This is a genomic window from Thioalkalivibrio sp. ALE25 (assembly GCF_000377285.1).
GTDB lineage: Bacteria > Pseudomonadota > Gammaproteobacteria > Ectothiorhodospirales > Ectothiorhodospiraceae > Thioalkalivibrio.
In genome coordinates, this window is the sequence record NZ_KB897925.1 from 180,635 (window position 1) to 199,167 (window position 18,533).

The following is an 18,533-nucleotide window of genomic DNA, read 5'->3' on the forward strand; positions in this document are numbered from 1 at the left end:
CGCCATGCCCTCCATTGCCCGACTCGATACCCAGCAGCCCGACTTCGACCAGGCCCTGGAGCACCTGCTGTCCTGGGAGTCCGTTGCCGACACCGGCGTACGCGATGCGGTGGACGAGATCCTGGGGGCCGTGCGCGCCGAGGGTGACGCGGCCGTGCTGCGCTACACCGCAAAATTCGATCGCCTCGAGCGCACTGCGGTCGCGGACCTGGAGATCCCGCACGAGCGCCTGCAGGCCGCGCTGGAGTCGATCCCGCCGGAGCAGCGCGCGGCATTGGAGACCGCCGCCGCGCGCATCCGCCAGTACGCCGAACACCAGAAGATGCAGGACTGGGACTTCACCGACGAAGATGGCACGGTCCTCGGTCAGCGCGTGACCGCGCTGGATTCCGTCGGCCTTTATGTGCCCGGTGGCAAGGCGGCCTACCCGTCCTCCGTGCTGATGAACGCGGTCCCGGCGAAGGTCGCCGGGGTGGAGCTGCTGGTGATGGTCGTGCCCGCCCCGGGCGGCGAATTGAACGATCTGGTGCTGGCCGCAGCCGCCGTGGCCGGGGTGGACCGCGTGTTCACCGTGGGCGGCGCCCAGGCGGTGGCGGCCCTGGCCTATGGCACCGATACCATCCCGGCGGTGGACAAGATCGTCGGCCCCGGCAACATCTTTGTCGCCGCAGCCAAGCGCGAGGTATTCGGGACGGTCGGCATCGACATGATCGCCGGTCCGTCCGAGATCCTGGTGGTCTGCGACGGCGAGACCGACCCGGACTGGATCGCGGCCGACCTGTTCTCGCAGGCCGAGCATGACGAACAGGCCCAGTCCATCCTGCTGTCCTGGGACGCGGCCTTCCTCGACCGCGTCGCCGAGGCCATGGACCGTCTGCTGGCCGAGATGCCGCGCGCCGAGATCATCCGCACCAGCCTCGACAAGCGCGGTGCGCTGGTGAAGGTACGCGACTCCGCCGAGGCCGTTGCCGTCGCCAACCGCATCGCCCCGGAACACCTGGAGCTGTCCGTGGCCGACCCGCAGGCGATGCTGGACGCCGGCCTGCGCCACGCCGGCGCGATCTTCATGGGCCGCTACACCTCCGAGGCCCTGGGCGACTACTGCGCCGGGCCCAACCACGTGCTGCCGACCTCGCGCACCGCGCGCTTCTCCTCGCCGCTGGGGGTGTACGACTTCCAGAAGCGCTCGAGCATCATCCACTGCTCGGCCGAGGGCGCGGCGACGCTCGGCAAGACCGCCGCCGCCCTCGCGCACGGCGAGGGCCTGACCGCCCACGCGCGATCCGCCGAACTGCGCAGTCGATGACCGCACGCTCGACACGAACCCCGGACGCCCTGATGCGCCCGGAGGTGCTGGCGCAGCCGGCCTATCAGGTGGCCGACGCCACCGGCCTGATCAAGCTGGACGCGATGGAGAACCCGCACCCCTGGCCCGGCGCGCTGGAAGACGCCTGGCTGGAGGCCCTGCGCGACCCGCAACTGAACCGCTATCCGGATGCCCAGGCGCTGGGCCTGGCCGGGCAGGTGCGCGCCGCCCACGGCGTGCCCGAAGCGGCCGGGCTGATGTTCGGCAACGGCTCCGACGAGCTGATCCAGATCCTGATCACGGCGATCGCCGGATCTGGGCGACCGGTGCTGGCGCCGGAGCCGACCTTCGTGATGTATGGCGTGCTGGCCCGGGCGCTGGGCGTGCCGTTCGTTGGCGTGCCCCTGAACGCGGACTTCACCCTGGATCTCGCGGCGATGCGCGCGGCGATGGCCGAGCACAACCCGGCCGTGGTGTTCCTGGCCTATCCCAACAATCCCACCGGGACGCTCGACGACGCCGCGACCGTGGAGACGATCGTCGACGAGAACCCGGGCGTCACCGTGGTCGACGAGGCCTACGCCCCGTTCGCTGCGCACAGCTTCCTCGCGCGCGTTGGCGAGGATGACGGGCTGATGGTGATGCGCACGGTCTCCAAGCTGGGCCTCGCCGGCGCACGGCTCGGCTATCTGGCCGGAACCCCGGCCTGGGTCGACGCGCTGGACCGCCTGCGCCTGCCGTACAACATCAACACCCTGACCCAGCGCTCCGTGGCCTTCGCCCTGGAGCACCGCGAGGCGCTGGATGCCCAGGCCCGAGGCATCATCGAGGAACGCGACCGCCTGAGCGAGCGCCTGACTGCGACGACGGGCGTCGAGCAGGTCTTTCCCAGCCAGGCCAACTTCATCCTGTTCCGGGTACGCGCCGGGGCGGGGCATGCGACCTTCGCCGCCCTGCGCGACGCCGGGATCCTGATCAAGGACGTCGGCCGCGCGCACCCCCTGCTCGCCGACTGCCTGCGCGTAACCGTCGGCCGGCCCGACGAGAACGACGCGTTCCTCGCCGCCCTAGGGCAGGTCCTCTCCACCTGACGACTTCCGGGTTGCACCACCATGGGCAGGGGCTTCGCCTGCGAGCAGGCTCCTACTGGCTGGGGGCATGTGAACGCCGCGCTGCGACGAATTTCGCCCAATCCTCCACAACCCGAAAGCCCTTCTTCCAACCTCCCCGTCTTCCTGCAGACCACAAACCGAACTTCTCCGTGGCCTCTGTGCGCTCTGTGGTGAAAAGCCCTTCCTGGCCCTTTCCCTGCAAGGTGGGTTAGCGGCGTCCGGCGGGCGGTTCCAGGCGCAGGCCGCGGACCTCGCCCATGGCACCGCCGGCGCGCAGGGCGGCGGCGAACGGGGACTGGCGGGCGGGTTCGCCGTTGATGCTCTCGATGGTGATGCCGCGGCGCTTCGGCAGCCAGGCGCTGCTGGCGAGCTGACGAATCGCCTCGGTGACGAGTGCCGCGTGGGCCTCGCCGGTGTCGATGCCGGGGATGGTCTCCCAGACGAACAGTTGGCGACCGGAGGCGGCCAGGTACAGCAGCGGCTGGCCGCCGGCCAGGGCTACCAGCGCCCCGGCGACCCGGCGCAGGCGGCCCTCGGCCGCTTCCGGCGGCTGCGGCCAGGGCAGGAGCTGGCCCCAGGGGCTGGCCGGGTCGACGCTTGCCAGCCACTGCGGTTCGGGGGTGTCGTCGGCCGCTCGTTCCAGGGCGCGCAGGCGGTCCACCGCGCCAGCGCGGGCGAACTGCGCGCCAGTCAGGCCCTCCACGAAGTGGCCGCGGCGCAGCTTGCCGGTGTCCTCCATCGCGCGGTAGACGGGATACACGCGCCCGAAGCCGCCCGGCAGGCCCTCGGCGCGGGCCATATCGCGGCTGACCACACCGTAGCGGGCCAGCAGGTTCTCGGCCTGTTCGCGGGCGCGCTCGGTCAGCGACACGCCGGGGTCGATCAGCTCGGCGACCCGTGACCAGCGCCCGCCGGCCAGACCCTGTCCCGGGCGTCGCCGGCCGCGCGCGGAGGTCCTGCGCTGGCCCAGGCTGCGCAGCGGCGCGAAGGTGTCATTGGTGATCTGCCCGGCCCAGACCAGGTCCCAGATCGCGGTTTCGATCGCGTCCTGGCGCGCGTCCGGTTGTGCGCTGCGGGCCGCGCGCTCCAGCTCCAGGTAGAAGCAGGCGCCGCGCCGGTCCAGGGCCTCCAGGATCGCCTGCGCCAGCGGGTCGTCGTTGGTGGGGGTATCCGTGGCATCGGCCTCCGGCTCCAGCAGCACCATTGCCTGTTCGCGGCGCAGGAAGCGGATGCGCCCGTCGCGCTGGCCCAGCGCACCACTGCCCACCCATACGAACTCCCCGGAGGCGGTGATGCGGTCGAGCGCATCCAGCGAGAAGTCGCGCACCCGCATCGGCAGTACGTGGGCGGTCCAGGCGGACCAGGGCAGGGCGATGCCCTCCAGTTGCGTCAGCGTGTCGCGCAGGGCGCCGGCCCCGCGGCCGGGCTCGGTCAGGCCTTGCCAGGCGGGCAGGAAGCGGCCCAGCGCACGGGCATCGACCGCGGCCGCCTCGTCGCGCAGCCGCGCCAGGGTGCGGCGTTTCAGTCGCCGCAGGATGTCCAGTTCGCACCAGTCCTCGCCGGTGCCCTGCGGGCGGATCTCGCCGCGCAGCAGCACGCCGGCACGTTCCAGGCTCTCGAGCGCCGGCAGCAGGGCGCCCGGCGCGAGGCCATAGCGAGCGCCCAGGTCCTCGTTGCGGAACGGTCCGTGGGTACGGGCGTAGCGGCGCAGCAGCTGTTCCAGCGGGCGCTGCGGCGGTTCCAGGAAGGCGGCGGGCAGGCCGGGCGGGGGCACCACGCCCAGGGCATCGCGGTACAGCGCGGCGTCCTCGGAGGCGATCCAGCGCGGCGCGCCGGCGATGCGTACCTCCACCGCGCGCAGGGATCGGGTGAGCTGTTCCAGCCACGGCCCCGGCGCCTCGGCGCAGGCGGCCGCGACCTCGTCCGGGGTCAGGTCCCCGCGCCGGCGCAGCAGGTCGTGCAGCGCGTCGGCGTCTTGCACCCGGGTCGCCTCGGTGGCGTGCGCCAGCTCGGCCTCCAGCTCGGCCAGGGCCTCGGGGTCGATCAGCTCGCGCAGCTCGGCCTGGCCCAGCAGTTCGGCCAGCATGCCGCGGTCCAGCGTCAGCGCCTGGGCCTTGCGCTCGGCCATCGGCGCGTCCTGCTCGTAGATGTAGGCCGCGACGTAGGCGAACACCAGGCTGCGGGCGAACGGCGAGGCCTGCGGCGTCTCCACCTCGTGTACGCGGATGCGGCGTTCCTGCACCCCGCGCAGGATCTGGCGCAGGGCGTCCAGGTCGAACACGTCGGCCAGCACCTGGCGGTAGGTCTCCAGCACCACCGGGAAGCTCGCGTACTCGCGCACCGAGGCCAGCAGCTGCTGCGACTTCAGCCGCTGCGCCCACAGCGGGGTGCGCTGGCCGGGGCGGTTGCGTACCAGCAGCAGGGCGCGCGCCGCGTTTTCGCGAAAGGCGCTGGCGAACAGGGTGGAGTTGCCCAGCTCGCGGGTGACCGCCTCCTCCAGTTCCTCCGGGTCGGGGAACAAGGCGTCCAGCTCGGGCAGGTCCTCGCTGTCGGCCAGGCGCAGCACGATGCCGTCGTCGGTGTACATCACCTGCACCTCGAAGCCGGAGCGGCTAGTCAGCGCGCCCTGCAGGGCCAGCGCCCAGGGGGCGTGCACGCGCGCGCCGAATGGCGTCAGGATGCAGACGCGCCAGTCGCCAACCTCGTCGCGGAAGCGTTCGACCACGATGCGCTGGTCGGAGGGCAGCTGTCCGGTGGCCTCGCGCTGCTCGTCGATGTAGTCGCTGAGGGTCTCCACCGCCGCCTCCGACAGTGGCGCGTGTTCCCGGAGCCAGGCCGCGCGCTCGGCGCGGCCCATGCGTGCCAGCCGCTCGGTGGCGGCGCCGATGGCCTGGCCGAGCTGGATCGGGCGGCCGGGGCCGTCGCCATGCCAGAACGGGAGCTTGCCGACCTCGCCGGGGGCGGGGGAGACGAGCACGCGGTCACGGGTGATCGCCTCCACGTGCCAGGTGCTGGCACCCAGGGTCACGTTCTCGCCGGTCTTCAGCTCGAACACCATCTCCTCGTCCAGTTCGCCGATGCGCGGCCCGCCCTCGCCGACATGCACGCCGTACAGCCCGCGGTCGGGGATGGTCCCGGCGTTCAGGCGCGCGGCCAGTGCCGCCCCCCGGCGCGGGGTCAGCTCGTCGCGGGCGCGGTCCCAGGCGAGCCAGGGGCGCAGGTCGGCGAAGTCGGTGCTCGGGTAGTGGCCGGAGAGCATGTCCAGCGTGGCCTCGAGCAGTGGCCGCGACAGCTCGCGCCAGGGCGCGGCGCGGCGGACCAGCGCGTACAGCTCGTCCACCGTGCGCGGGCGTTCGCAGACCATCGCGACGATCTGCTGGGCGAGTACGTCCAGCGGGTTGTGCGGGGCGTGGATCGGTTCCAGCGCGCCGGCCTGCATGCGCTCGCCGATCACCGCGCATTCGAGCAGGTCGCCGCGAAAGCGCGGCAGCAGCAGCGAGCGCGAGACCTGGCCCACGCCGTGCCCGGCACGCCCGGCGCGCTGCAGCCCGCGCGCGACCGCGCCGGGGGATTCGACCATGATCACCAGGTCCACCGCGCCCATGTCGATGCCGAGCTCCAGCGAACTGGTCGCGACGATGCCGCGCAGGCGCCCGGTCTTCAGACGGCCCTCGATCTCGGCGCGGCGCTCGTGGGACACGCTGCCGTGGTGAGCGGCGACCAGGTCCTCCACCGGTTCGGCATCCTCCGGCTGTTGTTCGCGCCAGGCCTCGTTGATGCGCTGCACCAGACGCTCGCACAGCCCGCGACTGTTGACGAACACGATGGTGGATCGGTGCTCGAGGATCGCGGCCAGCAGGCGCGGCTCCAGGCGTGCGGCGCGGTCGCCGCCAGCGGTGGGGAGCTGCCCGGTGCCCTGGCCGTACACCGCGCCGAGGATGGAGCCGGACGGGATCGGGCCGGACGAGGGGTTCGTCGTATCCGGGCCCTCGACGGTCGGCGCTGCGTGCGCGGCGGGCGGCTCCTCGGGGGCGAGGATCTCCAGGTCCAGACGCGGGGGCTCGGCGGCGTCGATCACCTCCACCTCGCGGTCGCCGCCGAGAAAAGCGCGTGCCACTTCCACCGGGTGCACGGTGGCGGACAGCCCGATGCGCTGCGGGTCCTCGCCGCAGCGCTCGGCCAGGCGTTCCAGCGACAGGGCGAGATGCGCGCCGCGCTTGTTGCCGGCCAGCGCGTGCACCTCGTCGATGATCACCGTGTGGACGGATTCGAGGTTCTCGGCGGCCTTCGAACCCAGCAGCAGGTACAGCGACTCCGGCGTGGTTACCAGGATGTCTCCGGGTTCGCGCGCCTGCGCGCGGCGCTCGGCCTGCGGGGTGTCGCCGGTGCGGATGTGCACGACCGGCTCGCCTGAGGTCTCGCCAAGGCGAGCGGCGGTCTGCGCGATCCCGGTCAGCGGGGCGCGCAGGTTGCGTTCGATGTCGGTGGCCAGCGCCTTCAGCGGCGAGATGTACAGCACCGAGTAGCCGCGCCGGGCATCCGGGGCGGGCTCGCCGGTCAGGCGGTCAATGGCGCTGAGGAAGGCGGCGAGGGTCTTGCCGCTGCCGGTGGGGGCGATCAGCAGGCAGTGATGGCCGGCCCGGATCGCGGGCCAGCCGCGCGACTGGATCGCGGTCGCCTGCCCGAAGGCCTCGCCGAACCAGGTATCGGTCGCGGGGCGAAAGGGCGTGACCGGCATCGGCTCGCGTATGACGAGTCAGGCGTGGCCGACGGTGGTGTCGGTGGTGGCGTGGAAGTAGTCGCTGTCGCGCGCCAGCTCGTCGATCAGCTCGTGCAGCATGGCCAGACGGCTCTCGGCGTCCGAGAACGGGGCGCAGTCCTCGCACAACGGATCGCCGCAGGGCTGGCGGCTGTACAGCCAGAAGTGCACGGCACCGGCCAGCAGGCCGTCGGCGACGTCGCCGGTTTCGGCGGCCTGGCCGTCATCGGCGAGCCGGTTCGCCAGCTCGATCAGGTGCTGGGCGGCGTTGTTGTAGGTCTGGTCGGCGGTGTCGTTCATGGGATCTCGGGACAGTCTTGTTTCAGCCAGCGCCAGCCCGTTTGACCGGCACAGAACCCGGCAGTTTACCGCGACTGGCCGATATTCCGAAGAAACAGGGGAATATGCCGCTCTTCCGGCGACAGGCCGCCGTGGGCGCCGACGAAGAACGGCCCCTCGTCGTCGTCCGGCGGGTCCACCAGGTAGGCGTCCTCCGCGGGCAGCAGCAGGTAGTCGCCGGCGCGTGCCCGCAGCTCGGGGTGCTCACGGTGATGCCCCGGGGGCAGGCCCAGCGTGCCGGGCCCCAGCCAGTCAGCGGCGGGGACTGCGGCTACGTCCGCGCCGAAGGCGGCGTCCAGGGCCGTCAGGAAGTCCGTGTCGCGTCCTTCGCGTACATGGGCGATGGCGGCACGTGGCTCGCCGGTCAGGCGGTGGCGCAGGCAGGCCTGCACCGCCGGGTGCTCGCGCAGGTCCAGGCGGCGTTCCATGGTGCGCATGCCGTGGTCGGCGGTAGTCAGGAACACGCTCTCCGGGCGCTGGATCTGCGCGCAGGTCGCGGTGTAGGCCAGGTCCAGCTGCTTCAGATGGCGCTCCACCTCCGGGCTCTCCGGGCCGTAGGCGTGGCCCAGGTGGTCGAGCTCCGACCAGTAGACGTAGGTGAAATGCGGCCCCGGCGTCGCGTTCACATGCGCGGCCACTCGTGCCGGCAGCTCGGACAGGTCCTCGAAGCCGATGAACGCGGCGGAGCCGTTCATCATGCGGTTGTAGGGTGTGCCGCCGATCCAGTCCGGGCCGATCATGGTGGTGTGGCAGCCGAGCCGGTCGACCAGGCGGTCTGGCCGTACGCGGCCGGTCAGCTCGCGGTAGCCGAGCGTGGCCGGGCGGTCCTCGGCGTCGCGCTCCTGGCCCATCAGCACCGTCAGCGTGCGCTCGGCAGACGGCAGCCGGGTGTGCCAGCCGAGCAGGCCGTGCTGCGCGGGTGCGCGCCCGGTCAGGATGCTGGTGATCGCGGTCGCCGTGGTGCTGGGGAACACGGTCTCGAGGTCGGTTACGTAGTCCGCGCCCAGCAGCGGCGTGTGGCGGCGATAGCGGGTGGCAAAACCGTCGATCAGCCACAGCACGATATGGCGGTCCGGCCCCAGGTGTTCGGATACACCCGCCAGCGGCGGGTGGCTGGCCACCGGGTTCAGGCTGGCCTCGATCTGGCCGAGCAGGTCCATCAGCCCCGGCGCTTCCAGCCGGGCGCGCAGGATGTCATCCACGACCGAGTCGGCCGCGGCGTTAGCCGTCATCGACAAGCGATCAGGCCTTGCCGCCGTCGCCACCCATGCAGGGCGGGGAGTCGGCGACCTTGCCGGCACGCTCGAACCACTGGTCCGGGTCCAGCGTGTGCAGCGCCAGGGCATGGATGCCCCCGGCCAGCTCGTCGGCCAGGGCCTGGTTCACCAGCCGGTGCCGCGCGATCAGCTTCTGATCACGAAAGGCGTCGGACACCACCGTCACCTTGAAATGCGACTCCGAACCCGGCGGCACGTTGTGCATGTGGCTCTCGTTCACCACCTCCAGATGCTCGGGCGCAAAGCGCTCCTCCAGCTTCCGGGTAATGGTCTCCTGCATGCTCATCGACGACTCCAGTGCTTCGATTGACGGGACATCGCACTCAGTGTGCCGTGTCGTACCCGCATGTCCAGATCCTTGGCCAGCCGCATGGCTGCCGCTGTCTGGGGGGGCAGTCATCAGCCTTCCCGTGTGCGTTCCTTCCAGTAATCCGGGTGGCGATGCAGGTGCATGACCGCGAGAATCAGGATGCCCCCGTCCTCTTCTGCGTAGAGAACCCCGTACGGAAACCGCTTCACGAATGAGCGCCGCACTTCGCCCTCCAGAACGGTCCAGGCACGCGGGTAGGCGATGGCGCGTTGCACCGCTGCAAACACTTCAACTGCAAAATCGTTCCCGAGGCCGGGCTCGATTTCTTCGTAGTACTGAACGGCCTCGGTGAGTTCTTGCTCCGCTTCCGGGTGAAAGCGAAAACTCATCGTTCAAACCGGCTCCATATCCTCTCGAAGACCTGTTCGCCCGGAATCGCTTCGACTGTGCCCGAGCGGATCTCTTCCAGGCGCTTCCGCGAGACCTCCGCCCATTTGCGGTCCACGCCCGCATCGGGCGGGTTCAGGCTGCGCAGGAGGGAATCGACCACCAGAGCGCGCTCTTCCACGGGCAGGGACTCGGCTTCGTCAATAAGGTCTTTGATCTTCATGTCACCATCTTCCTGGTATCGCTGGGGGGCGATGACCGGCGCAAGCGGAATTCTCATACTGGCATCTTGCGGCCGGTAGTGCGAGATGGCGGTTTGGTGGTTACATCCGGGAGGGGCTATGCGGCAGACGCTGGCGTTTGATGTGTACGGGACGCTGATCGATACCCAGGGGGTTACGGCGACGCTCGAAGGGTGGATGGGCGAGCGGGCGCCGGTGCTGGCGCGGGCCTGGCGCGAGAAGCAGCTGGAGTACACCTTCCGGCGCGGGCTGATGGGGGCGTACGCGGATTTCGATACCTGCACCGAGCAGGCGCTGCGGTACTGCTGCGAGGCACTGGGTATCGCGCTTGAAGCGGAGCAGGAGGCGGAGCTGTTGCGGTGCTATCGAGAGCTCCCGGCCTTCGCCGATGCGGGGTCGGCCCTGGACGAGTTGCGGGCGGAGGGACACCGTCTGTTCGCGTTCTCCAACGGGACCACTGAGACGGTCAGCGGGCTGCTGCGGAACGCCGGGCTGGGGGATCGCTTCGAGGATCTCGTCAGCGTGGACGAGATCGGTTGCTTCAAGCCGGACCCGCGCGTGTACCGGCATTTCCTGCAGCGGGCCAATGCCTCGCCCACGGATGCGTGGTTGATCTCGGGCAACCCCTTTGACGTGATCGGCGCGCAGGCTGCGAGCATACGCACGGTCTGGCTCGACCGTGCGCGGCAGGGTCTTTTCGACCCCTGGGGCGGGGAGCCCACGGCCACCATCGGCGGCCTGGACGAACTGTCCGGGGCACTGCGTTAGCCGGGGTCTTGCCGTCGGCAAATATTCCTGCTGGAGCGGGCTATTGGCGCCCGGTGGTTGCGCTACGATGGAGACCGGGCCGCCGCCGGGAGAGGAGCGTGAGCCAGCAGGTCAAGCAACGGGTTGCGCCCACAGTGGAATCGCCCTTGATCCGTCCGGCTACGCTGGAGGATCTGGAGGCACTGGTCGCGCTGGAGGATGCGGCGTTCGAGATCGATCGCATCTCGCGGCGGCAGTTTCGCTACCTGCTGACGCGCGGGCATGCGGCCACGCTGGTGGCGGAGGGACCCGGCGGGGAGGGCCTGCTCGGCTACGTGATGCTGCTGTTCAGCCGCGGGACGTCGCTGGCGCGGCTGTACTCGATTGCGGTCAGCGCGCGGGCGCGCGGCCAGGGGCTGGGGCGGCGTCTGGTGGAGGCGGCGGAAGATGCGGCGCGCCAGCACGGGCGGACCGATCTGCGCCTGGAGGTGCGGCGCGACAATGCGGCCAGCCTGGCCCTGTTCCGCGGGCTCGGCTATCGCGACTTCGGCACGATCGACGACTACTACGAGGACCACATGGATGCGCTGCGGCTGCAGAAGTCGCTGGCGACCGGCCCCGATCCGGCGCTGGTGCGCGCGCCGTACTATGCGCAGACGCTGGAGTTCACCTGCGGCCCGGCCGCGCTGATGATGGCGATGCGCGCGGTGGACCCGGCGCTGAAGCTGGACCGGCGCCTGGAGCTGCGCCTGTGGCGCGACGCCACCACGATTTTTATGACCTCGGGCCACGGCGGTTGCGGGCCGTACGGGCTCGCGCTGGCGGCCGCCCATCGTGGGTTCGAGGTGGAACTGCTGGTGCGCGATCGCGGCGTGGCGTTCGCGGATTCCGTGCGCAGCGCGGAGAAGAAGGAGGTGATGCAGCTGGTGCAGGAGGACATGGTCGAGGAGCTGGAACAGCTGGGGGTGCCGGTGGTGCACGGTCCGGTGAACGTATCCCAGCTGGAGGCGCGCTTTGCCGAGGGCGGGGTGCCGGTGGTGCTGATCAGCAGCGTGCGGCTGTATGCCGAGCGCTTCCCGCACTGGGTCACGGTGACGGGCTTCGACGAGCGCTTTGTCTACGTGCATGACCCGTTCGTGGACGTGGAGCAAGGGGAGCGCGCGGTGGACTCGGTGAACATGCCGATCGCGCGTGCGGACTTCGAGCGCATGGCGCGCTACGGCCGCGCGGGGCTGCAGGCGGCGGTGATCGTCGGCCCGCGCCGTACGGCGGAGGGCGCGCATGCCTGAGCACCGCATCCTGGTCGAGCGCCGGGCGGACTGGAAGTCGCACTTCCCCGACCTTCCGGTCATGGCTATTGACGACTACCTGCGTGGCCCCGCTGCCGACGACCCGGCCAACCTGCGTGTGATCAACCTGTGCCGCAGCCAGCGTTACCTGTCCGCCGGGTACTACGGCTCGCTGCTGGCGGAGGCGCGCGGGCACCGGGTGATCCCCAGCGTACGCACCCTGCAGGACCTGTCGCGCAAGTCCATCTACAGCCTGGATACCGAGGAGCTGGACGAGCGCGTGGCACGCGTTCTGGGCCGCAGCCGCCAGGGCGCGCAGCCCGAGCGCCTGGAGCTGACCGTGCTGTTCGGCCAGTGCGACGAGCCGGCGCTGCAGGAGATCGCCGGCCAGCTGTTCGCCCTGTTCCCCGCGCCGATGTTCCGGGTGGAGTTCCGGCTGCAGGGACGCTGGCAGATTCACGCCCTGCGCCCGTTTGCGCTGAACGCGCTGGAACCCGAGCAGGAGCCGGCCTTCTTCGCAGCGCTGGAGCGATACCTCTCCAAGCCCTGGCGGCGCCGCCGCGGGGCGCGCAGTGCGCGCTACGAGTTGGCCATCCTGCACAACCCGGACGAGGCCATGGCCCCGTCCACGCCGGCCACGCTCAAGCGCTTCGCCCGCGCCGGGCAGGAGCAGGGGATGGATGTCGAGCTGATCCAGGCGCGCGATCTGCCACGGCTGGCGGAGTTCGACGCCCTGTTCATCCGCGAGACCACCGCGATCGACCACTACACCTATCGCTTCGCGCGCAAGGCCGAGGCCGAGGGCATGGTGGTGATCGATGACGCCGACTCCATCCTGCGCTGCACCAACAAGGTCTATCTGGCCGAGCGCCTGGCCGCCCATCGCGTGCCGACGCCAAAGACCGTGATCCTCAACCGCGAGACTATCCTGCGCGCGGAGGAACAGATCGGCTATCCCGTGGTGCTCAAGATCCCGGACGGCAGCTTCTCGCGCGGGGTGTTCAAGGCGAACGACCGCGCCGAGCTGGAATCCATCGCCCGGCGCCTGCTGAAGGAGAGCGATCTGATCCTCGCCCAGGAGTTTGTCTACACCGAGTTCGACTGGCGCATCGGCGTGCTCAACCGCCAGCCGCTGTATGCCTCGCAGTACCTGATGTCGCGCAAGCACTGGCAGATCGTCAACCACGACGCCAAGGGCGGCCCGCGCGAGGGCGGCTTTCGCACGCTGGCACTGGCGGACATTCCCGCCGCCGTGGTCAAGACGGCCGTCAAGGCCGCCAACCTGATCGGCAATGGCCTCTACGGCGTCGATCTCAAGCAGACCCCGCGCGGCGTGATGGTCATCGAGGTCAACGACAACCCCAACCTCGACGCCGGCATCGAGGACAAGGTCCTCGGCGAAACGCTCTACACCACCCTGATGCAGGACTTCGTCCACCGCCTCGACGCCGCCCGCCGCCACCGCGCCGCGCCCTGATTGGCAACGAGAGTCCGCCAGTCGCCGCGTCGTAGGATGCGATGAGCGAAGCGAATCGCATCGGGGCCGCACCGAACGGGGAGTGGTGCGTTTCGCTGCGCTCAACGGCACCCTACGGTTGCAGGATGTTGCCTACCTGCGTTGGGAGGCGGTCAGGCTACCGCCTCGGGTGGTTCCTGCAGCGGGTCGTGGAGTTCGAGGTCGACCATCAGCTCGTTGGCCAGGGCCTCCAGGTCGTCCTGCAGGGTGTGCAGGTCCAGGCCTTCCGGCACGCCCAGGCGGGCCATTGCGCGGAACATCGGCTCGCCGGTCATCGAGCCCGGTTCGCAGGCCGTCTCCAGCGTCTCGACACTCACGCCGTGGCGCGAGAGCACGGCGGTAATGTCCTGCACGATCCCCGGTCGGTCGTGCCCGATCAGGTCCAGCACCACCGGATGCCGCGCCGCCGGGGGCAGCTCGCTGCCGCGCTGGGTATGCACCTGCAGCCCGTCGCCTGCCAGCTCGCGCAGCGCCGCCTCCAGTGCGTCTGCGCTCTCGGCATCCACCTCCAGCAGCACCACCCCGGCAAATTGCCCGGCCAGCTGCGCCATCCGACTCTCCAGCCAGTTGCCGCCCGCCGAGCGAGCTCGCGCCGCCACCGCGCTCACCAGCCCCGGCCGGTCCGGCCCCACCAGCGTCAGAATCACCGAAGTCTTCATACGCGCCGTCCTCGCACCAATCCCAAATAGGCCCATCATCCTGCGCGCCCCCGCCGTCCGAGGCAATCCGAGCTCTGGTAGCTTCACTTGAACCGAGCGGCTGAACCCGTGGGTTATCCGGGTTGGACCATTGGCGTTCGCGCGCGGGCCATCTTTAATGCACAATCCGTGAATGGTTATCCGCCCGCCCAGCAACCCGCGGACCGCCGGCGAGCAGCGATACCCCGCCCCAGCCGCCCGTCCGAGCTCGAAAGCCACCCATTCCGGGCTTTGTGTGACTACCCACCCATCGTCGCCGGCGAGCGGGTCCCGCCGCGGGCGTAGCATGGGGTCAGACCCCGTGGTTCCGGTCCAACAGACCGGCAGAGGAGATTGCCGGCGCGCGCACCCCAGACGATGTGTCCCGCGGCTGCTCAAGAACAGGACAGTACGGAGACGCGCGTGCATTCAACTCCTGCTTCCGGCCCGCTGCCGCGGACGTTTCGCCCGCCACGTAGCTTTTCTTCCGAAAAAGGGGGTATTGCCTCAAGAGTCGCTCCGCTCAGGCATTACACGTAAAAGGCAACGTTGCTGATGCTAAGCAGCCTGAAACAGAAAGGGTGGTGGAAAGGGAAACGCCGAGGGCCTAGCCTGGATGATGATTTGTGTCAGATCGCAAACCGTCTAGGCCAACCCGTTGGCGCTAGGCGAAAAAGCACCGTTTTGGAAGTTCTCAAACCCAAGTCCGCTGAGTCAGCTTATCCCAATTCGCTTAGCGCACAGCACGAACGATCGTCATTCCCATATCACGTTGACACGGCGCATTGGCCAACACCATGTAAATTCGTCGTTATGGGTTGCAAATCTCCTGGAATCCGCGATCGAAAAACGATTCTGATTGACTGGGAATCGTTGAAATTAGATGACTCCGATATCGATCTTCTGCAGAGTGCCGTGTTCCTTGTAAAGAATGGTGCGCGATCGTTTTATTCGTCGATCATCTCAACTAATAACCCTTTCGTACGCTATGACACTGGGTGTATGCAGGCAACCGGGCCGGATTCTAAGATGGCGCTGAAAATTCTACAGTCTTCCTTCGAGAAAGCGGAAAAGATAGGCGTTCGATGGGAAAAGGACGATATTTTGGTGATAGATAATTGGAGGTTCTTGCACGGCCGAGATCGTTTGGGTGGCGATTTAAGTGTCAGCGAATCTCGCGAGTTGCATAGAGTGCTGGTGAAATGAATAAGAGAATTAGCCCGGCGTTTTCAGAAGAAGCCTTGTTCTCGAAATCCAAGATATACATGGCAAGAGGGTTAAGGGCAAAAAATGAAGTCGCTCTGGATGAGTATCAGCTGTGGGCATCGCTAGCTTTGGAATTATTAGCGAAGTCATCTCTGAGCACTATACATCCTGCGTTGGTTGCTGATCCTACCCACTACCAGTCTCTCTTTTCAGCTTGCGGTCATCCTCTTTCTCCAGATGTTAAAACAATTACAGCTAAAACATTATTCGAACGTTTATCGCATGTATCGAAAAAGTTTGACAAAAGGATTCAGAAGTTTTGTGAGCAGCAAGCTTTGAGAAGGAATTCTGAAATTCATTCAGGTGAGTCGCCTTTTTCGGGAATGTCTCCTGACGCGTGGGAGGCTAAGTTTTGGCACGCTGCGTATACTCTCCTCGATATACAAGGAAAAGAGCTTGAGCAGTGGTTGGGAGCTGATGAAGCACAAGCGCCGAGGCAGTTATTGGGAGATGCCAGGAAGGCAACGTCGATGATGGTCCAAACAAGGATCGATCATGCGTTGGAAGACTTTAAGTCAACCCACAAGAGCGAAAAGAAGCGCGAAGAGCTTATCGAAGAATCAAAGAAAGCGAAATCTTGGGCATATTATGATAAGTTTGATTTCTATGTGGATGGATATGACCTTCATGAATGCCCCGCCTGTGGCGGAATGGGTGTAATGGGGGGTACCCAGTACGACGAAGAAATATCTGATGACCAAGATCCGTATGACCCGTTCACGGAATACGTTGAAATCACATATGCCACCGAAGAATTCGCTTGCCCAGTTTGTGGGTTACGCCTGCATGGAGCTCAGGAAGTTAACGCATCTTCCCTTCCAGAAGAATTTTATGAAAGGGAAGAAAGGGAGCGCGAATTTGAGCCCGATTATGGTAATGATTAGCCAAGACTGTCTTTTAAAGGTTCGGTCCGGGGTAGATGTCGGGTGCCTTTCGGGGGTGTATGTGAGAGGTGAAATACGCGCTTAGGATTTCGAGTTCTACTCAATAACGGTCAGTCGGTGTAGATCATGCGGCGGGTCATGCCGCCGTCGGCGGTCCAGATCTGGCCGGTGACGAAGCCGGCGTCGGGTCCGAGCAGGAAGGTGGTCAGGGCGGCGATGTCGGCCGGCTGGCCGACGCGGCCGGCTGGGTGCTGGGCGCGGTCCTGCGCGGATAGCGGCTCGGCCTGTTGCTGGTCGGGGCGGCGGGTGTCGATCCAGCCGGGGCGGATGGCGTTGACGCGGACCTCCGGGCCGGCGCTGATGGCCAGGGCATGGGTGAAGGCGTCCAGCCCGCCCTTGCTGGCGGCGTAGGCCTCGGTGTCTGGCTCCGACTGCAGCGCGGGTGGAGCTGATGTTCACGATGGCGCCCCGTCGGCGGCGCAGCAGGGGCAGGGCGTGCTTGCCAAGCAGGAAGGCGCCGGTGAGGTTGGTATCCAGCCAGCGCTGCCAGTCGGCCAGCTCCAGTTCTTCCAGTGGCCCGGAGTGCGGGTCGCTGATGCCGGCGTTGTTCACCAGGGCATCGAGGCCGCCGTGCCATTCCTCCGTATGCCGGATGGCCTCGCGGACCTGCTCCTCGTCGCGGACGTCCAGCTTGATGGCCCGGGCGGCGGGCCCCAGGCGCGCGGCGGCCTGTTCGCATTCGGTGCCATCGATATCGGCCAGCACCACCTGCCAGCCATCCCGTACCAGGCGCTCGGCGATACCGAGGCCGATCCCGCGCGCCGCGCCGGTGAGCAGTGCGACCCGAGAGTCACGTTGATGGGGAGTGTGTTCAGACATGGAAGGTCACGGGTGAGTCTTGCTGACCAAGGTTGGCGCGGTGGGCGGGGCGGGTCACGATGTTGACCAGCCCGCGACCGGCTTCGACGCCCAGTTCCGGGCTGCGGGCGGTACGGCGCACCAGTTCCAGTGCGGCTTCCAGCTCCCGGGCATTGGTCTCGAAGCGCTGGCGGTTGAGTGTCCAGCCGCGCGTCAGGTGTTCACGCAGTACGCGGGTGGCCCATTGGCGGAAGCGCACAGCACGGCGGGAGTTGACCCGGTAGCCGACCGAGATGATGGCGTCCAGGTTGTAGTGCTTGATACGTCGTGAGACCTGGCGGGTGCCTTCCTCCCGAACTACCGAGGAATCCTCGGTAGTTGCCGGTTCATCGAGTTCGTCGTCTTTGTAGATGTTCTTTAGATGCAGACCGACGTTGTCGGTGGAGGTGTCGAAGAGCTCGGCCATTTGCCGCTGCGTCAACCAAACCGTATCGCGCCCGGTGTCCAGTCGGACCTCCACGACGTGGTCGGCATCATCTTCGTAGATGACGATCGGAGTTTCGTTTTCCTGGCTCATGTTGGCTCCTCTTCCTTGAGGGTTTGCCGTCTTGTAGCCCTTGCCTGTCCGTTCTTCCTGTTGGTGGCAAGGTGGCTAGTCATTTTCACCAGGGTGTCACTCGACGGTGGCGGCCGGCAGGTTATAAAAGGCGCGGGCGGTGGCGGTGGTGTGGGTGGCGAGGTCTTCCGGGGTCTCGTCGCGCAGCTGGGCCACGTATTCGCCGATGTGGGGGAGGAAGGCGGGTTCGTTGCGGCGGCCGTTGCCGATCTTCTTGCCGCTGCCCTTGGGCAGGGTGCGCGGCAGGAGGTAGGGGGCGTCGGTCTCGATCATCAGGCGGCCGCGCGGGATGCGCGGGACCAGCGGATGCAGGTGGGTGCCGCGGCGTTCGTCGCAGACCCAGCCGGTGATGCCGATGTGGCAGTCGAGGTCGAGGTATTCGGCCAGGGCGTCGGCCTCGCCGGTAAAGCAGTGCACTACGGCGGCCGGCAGCTTGTCGCGCCAGCGGCGCAGGATCTGCGCGAAGTCGTGGTGGGCGTCGCGCTCGTGCAGGAATACCGGCAGGCCGAGATCCGCGGCCAGCTCCAGCTGGGCCTCGAAGGCGATGCGCTGCTGCGGGCGCGGCGAGTGGTCGCGGTTGTAGTCCAGCCCCATCTCGCCCATGGCGACGACGTTGTCGTCCGCGCGGGCGAGGTCACTGAACCGCGCGGCGATCGCGTCGGTCCATTGCTTTGCCAGGTGCGGATGCACGCCCAGCGTGGCGCGGCAGCAGTCCGGGTACTGGTCGGCGATCTCCAGGCACTTCTCGCTCTGGTGGGCGTCGGCGCCGGTGATCAGCATCCAGGAGACGCCGGCCTCGCGGGCGCGCTCGAGGACCTCGTCGCGTTCCTTGTTGAAGGATTCGTGGGTGAGGTTGAAGCAGATATCGATCCATTCCATGCGCGGTATGCTAACGGATTGGACGCGCAGCGCCAGATCCCCGGCGCCGTCATTGCGATGGGGCGAATC

General features: G+C 67.9%; 15 protein-coding genes and 2 pseudogenes. 7 read left to right on the forward strand and 10 right to left on the reverse strand.

The window, feature by feature from the left end:
- Positions 1 to 4 precede the first annotated feature (4 nt).
- Together hisD and hisC are read left to right on the forward strand one after the other, a co-directional pair.
- The gene (gene hisD / locus C996_RS0100945) at positions 5 to 1,306 is read left to right on the forward strand and encodes a histidinol dehydrogenase (protein WP_018865615.1); all 1,302 of its coding nucleotides are present in this window, start codon (positions 5 to 7) and stop codon (positions 1,304 to 1,306) included.
- Positions 1,303 to 2,397, forward strand: coding sequence for a histidinol-phosphate transaminase (hisC, locus tag C996_RS0100950; RefSeq protein WP_026279145.1), 1,095 nt, complete (start codon positions 1,303 to 1,305; stop codon positions 2,395 to 2,397). Before hisD ends, hisC begins: the two co-directional genes overlap by 4 nt.
- Positions 2,398 to 2,626: 229 nt before the next feature.
- Here hisC and C996_RS0100955 read toward each other — a convergent pair whose 3' ends face one another.
- The 6 genes from C996_RS0100955 to C996_RS0100980 form a co-directional block, all read right to left on the reverse strand.
- Positions 2,627 to 7,156 carry a DEAD/DEAH box helicase gene (locus tag C996_RS0100955; RefSeq protein WP_018865617.1) on the reverse strand — a complete coding sequence of 1,510 codons (4,530 nt, stop codon included), beginning with the start codon at positions 7,154 to 7,156 and terminating at the stop codon, positions 2,627 to 2,629.
- 18 nt (positions 7,157 to 7,174) lie between these two features.
- Positions 7,175 to 7,477 (reverse strand): hypothetical protein, encoded by a 303-nt coding sequence (locus C996_RS0100960; RefSeq protein ID WP_018865618.1) that lies wholly within the window; start codon positions 7,475 to 7,477, stop codon positions 7,175 to 7,177.
- A 65-nt stretch (positions 7,478 to 7,542) separates the two neighbouring features.
- Positions 7,543 to 8,748 (reverse strand): alkaline phosphatase family protein, encoded by a 1,206-nt coding sequence (locus C996_RS0100965; RefSeq protein ID WP_018865619.1) that lies wholly within the window; start codon positions 8,746 to 8,748, stop codon positions 7,543 to 7,545.
- 10 nt (positions 8,749 to 8,758) lie between these two features.
- Positions 8,759 to 9,079, reverse strand: coding sequence for a BolA family transcriptional regulator (locus C996_RS0100970; RefSeq protein WP_018865620.1), 321 nt, complete (start codon positions 9,077 to 9,079; stop codon positions 8,759 to 8,761).
- A gap of 113 nt (positions 9,080 to 9,192) precedes the next feature.
- Entirely contained in the window at positions 9,193 to 9,492 is a 300-nt protein-coding gene (locus C996_RS0100975) for a type II toxin-antitoxin system RelE/ParE family toxin (protein WP_018138965.1), read from the reverse strand.
- Complete coding sequence (locus C996_RS0100980; RefSeq protein ID WP_018138966.1) at positions 9,489 to 9,713, reverse strand: addiction module protein; 225 nt, start codon at positions 9,711 to 9,713, stop codon at positions 9,489 to 9,491. The genes C996_RS0100975 and C996_RS0100980 overlap by 4 nt, the downstream gene beginning before the upstream one ends.
- A gap of 118 nt (positions 9,714 to 9,831) precedes the next feature.
- Between C996_RS0100980 and C996_RS0100985 the strand changes: the two genes are divergently transcribed.
- The 3 genes from C996_RS0100985 to C996_RS0100995 all read left to right on the forward strand — a co-directional run bounded on the left by C996_RS0100985 (position 9,832) and on the right by C996_RS0100995 (position 13,245).
- Positions 9,832 to 10,500 (forward strand): haloacid dehalogenase type II, encoded by a 669-nt coding sequence (locus tag C996_RS0100985; RefSeq protein ID WP_018865621.1) that lies wholly within the window; start codon positions 9,832 to 9,834, stop codon positions 10,498 to 10,500.
- A 98-nt stretch (positions 10,501 to 10,598) separates the two neighbouring features.
- Positions 10,599 to 11,768, forward strand: a complete 1,170-nt coding sequence (locus tag C996_RS0100990; protein WP_026279146.1) for a GNAT family N-acetyltransferase/peptidase C39 family protein — start codon at positions 10,599 to 10,601, stop codon at positions 11,766 to 11,768.
- Positions 11,761 to 13,245: a RimK family protein gene (locus C996_RS0100995; RefSeq protein WP_018865623.1), complete on the forward strand. Its 1,485-nt coding sequence runs from the start codon at positions 11,761 to 11,763 to the stop codon at positions 13,243 to 13,245. The genes C996_RS0100990 and C996_RS0100995 overlap by 8 nt, the downstream gene beginning before the upstream one ends.
- 152 nt (positions 13,246 to 13,397) lie before the next feature.
- On the opposite strand, the gene C996_RS0101000 is transcribed toward C996_RS0100995, so the two are convergent.
- Positions 13,398 to 13,943 (reverse strand): glycine cleavage system protein R, encoded by a 546-nt coding sequence (locus C996_RS0101000; protein ID WP_018865624.1) that lies wholly within the window; start codon positions 13,941 to 13,943, stop codon positions 13,398 to 13,400.
- Between the two features lie 573 nt (positions 13,944 to 14,516).
- On the opposite strand from C996_RS0101000, the gene C996_RS13890 reads away from it, so the two are divergent.
- Together C996_RS13890 and C996_RS14475 are read left to right on the forward strand one after the other, a co-directional pair.
- Positions 14,517 to 15,167: a TauD/TfdA family dioxygenase gene (locus C996_RS13890; RefSeq protein ID WP_081623657.1), complete on the forward strand. Its 651-nt coding sequence runs from the start codon at positions 14,517 to 14,519 to the stop codon at positions 15,165 to 15,167.
- Positions 15,164 to 16,111, forward strand: coding sequence for a hypothetical protein (locus C996_RS14475; protein WP_155985226.1), 948 nt, complete (start codon positions 15,164 to 15,166; stop codon positions 16,109 to 16,111). The genes C996_RS13890 and C996_RS14475 overlap by 4 nt, the downstream gene beginning before the upstream one ends.
- Positions 16,112 to 16,221: 110 nt before the next feature.
- On the opposite strand, the pseudogene C996_RS13895 reads toward C996_RS14475, so the two are convergent.
- The 3 genes and pseudogenes from C996_RS13895 to C996_RS0101020 all read right to left on the reverse strand — a co-directional run bounded on the left by C996_RS13895 (position 16,222) and on the right by C996_RS0101020 (position 18,464).
- Positions 16,222 to 16,990 (reverse strand): annotated as a pseudogene (locus tag C996_RS13895) (SDR family oxidoreductase).
- A gap of 43 nt (positions 16,991 to 17,033) precedes the next feature.
- Positions 17,034 to 17,546: pseudogene (locus tag C996_RS13685) on the reverse strand (virulence RhuM family protein); the annotation flags it as partial.
- A gap of 96 nt (positions 17,547 to 17,642) precedes the next feature.
- On the reverse strand, positions 17,643 to 18,464 hold the full coding sequence (locus tag C996_RS0101020; protein WP_018865627.1) for a TatD family hydrolase: 822 nt from the start codon (positions 18,462 to 18,464) through the stop codon (positions 17,643 to 17,645).
- Between the last annotated feature and the right edge of the window lie 69 nt (positions 18,465 to 18,533).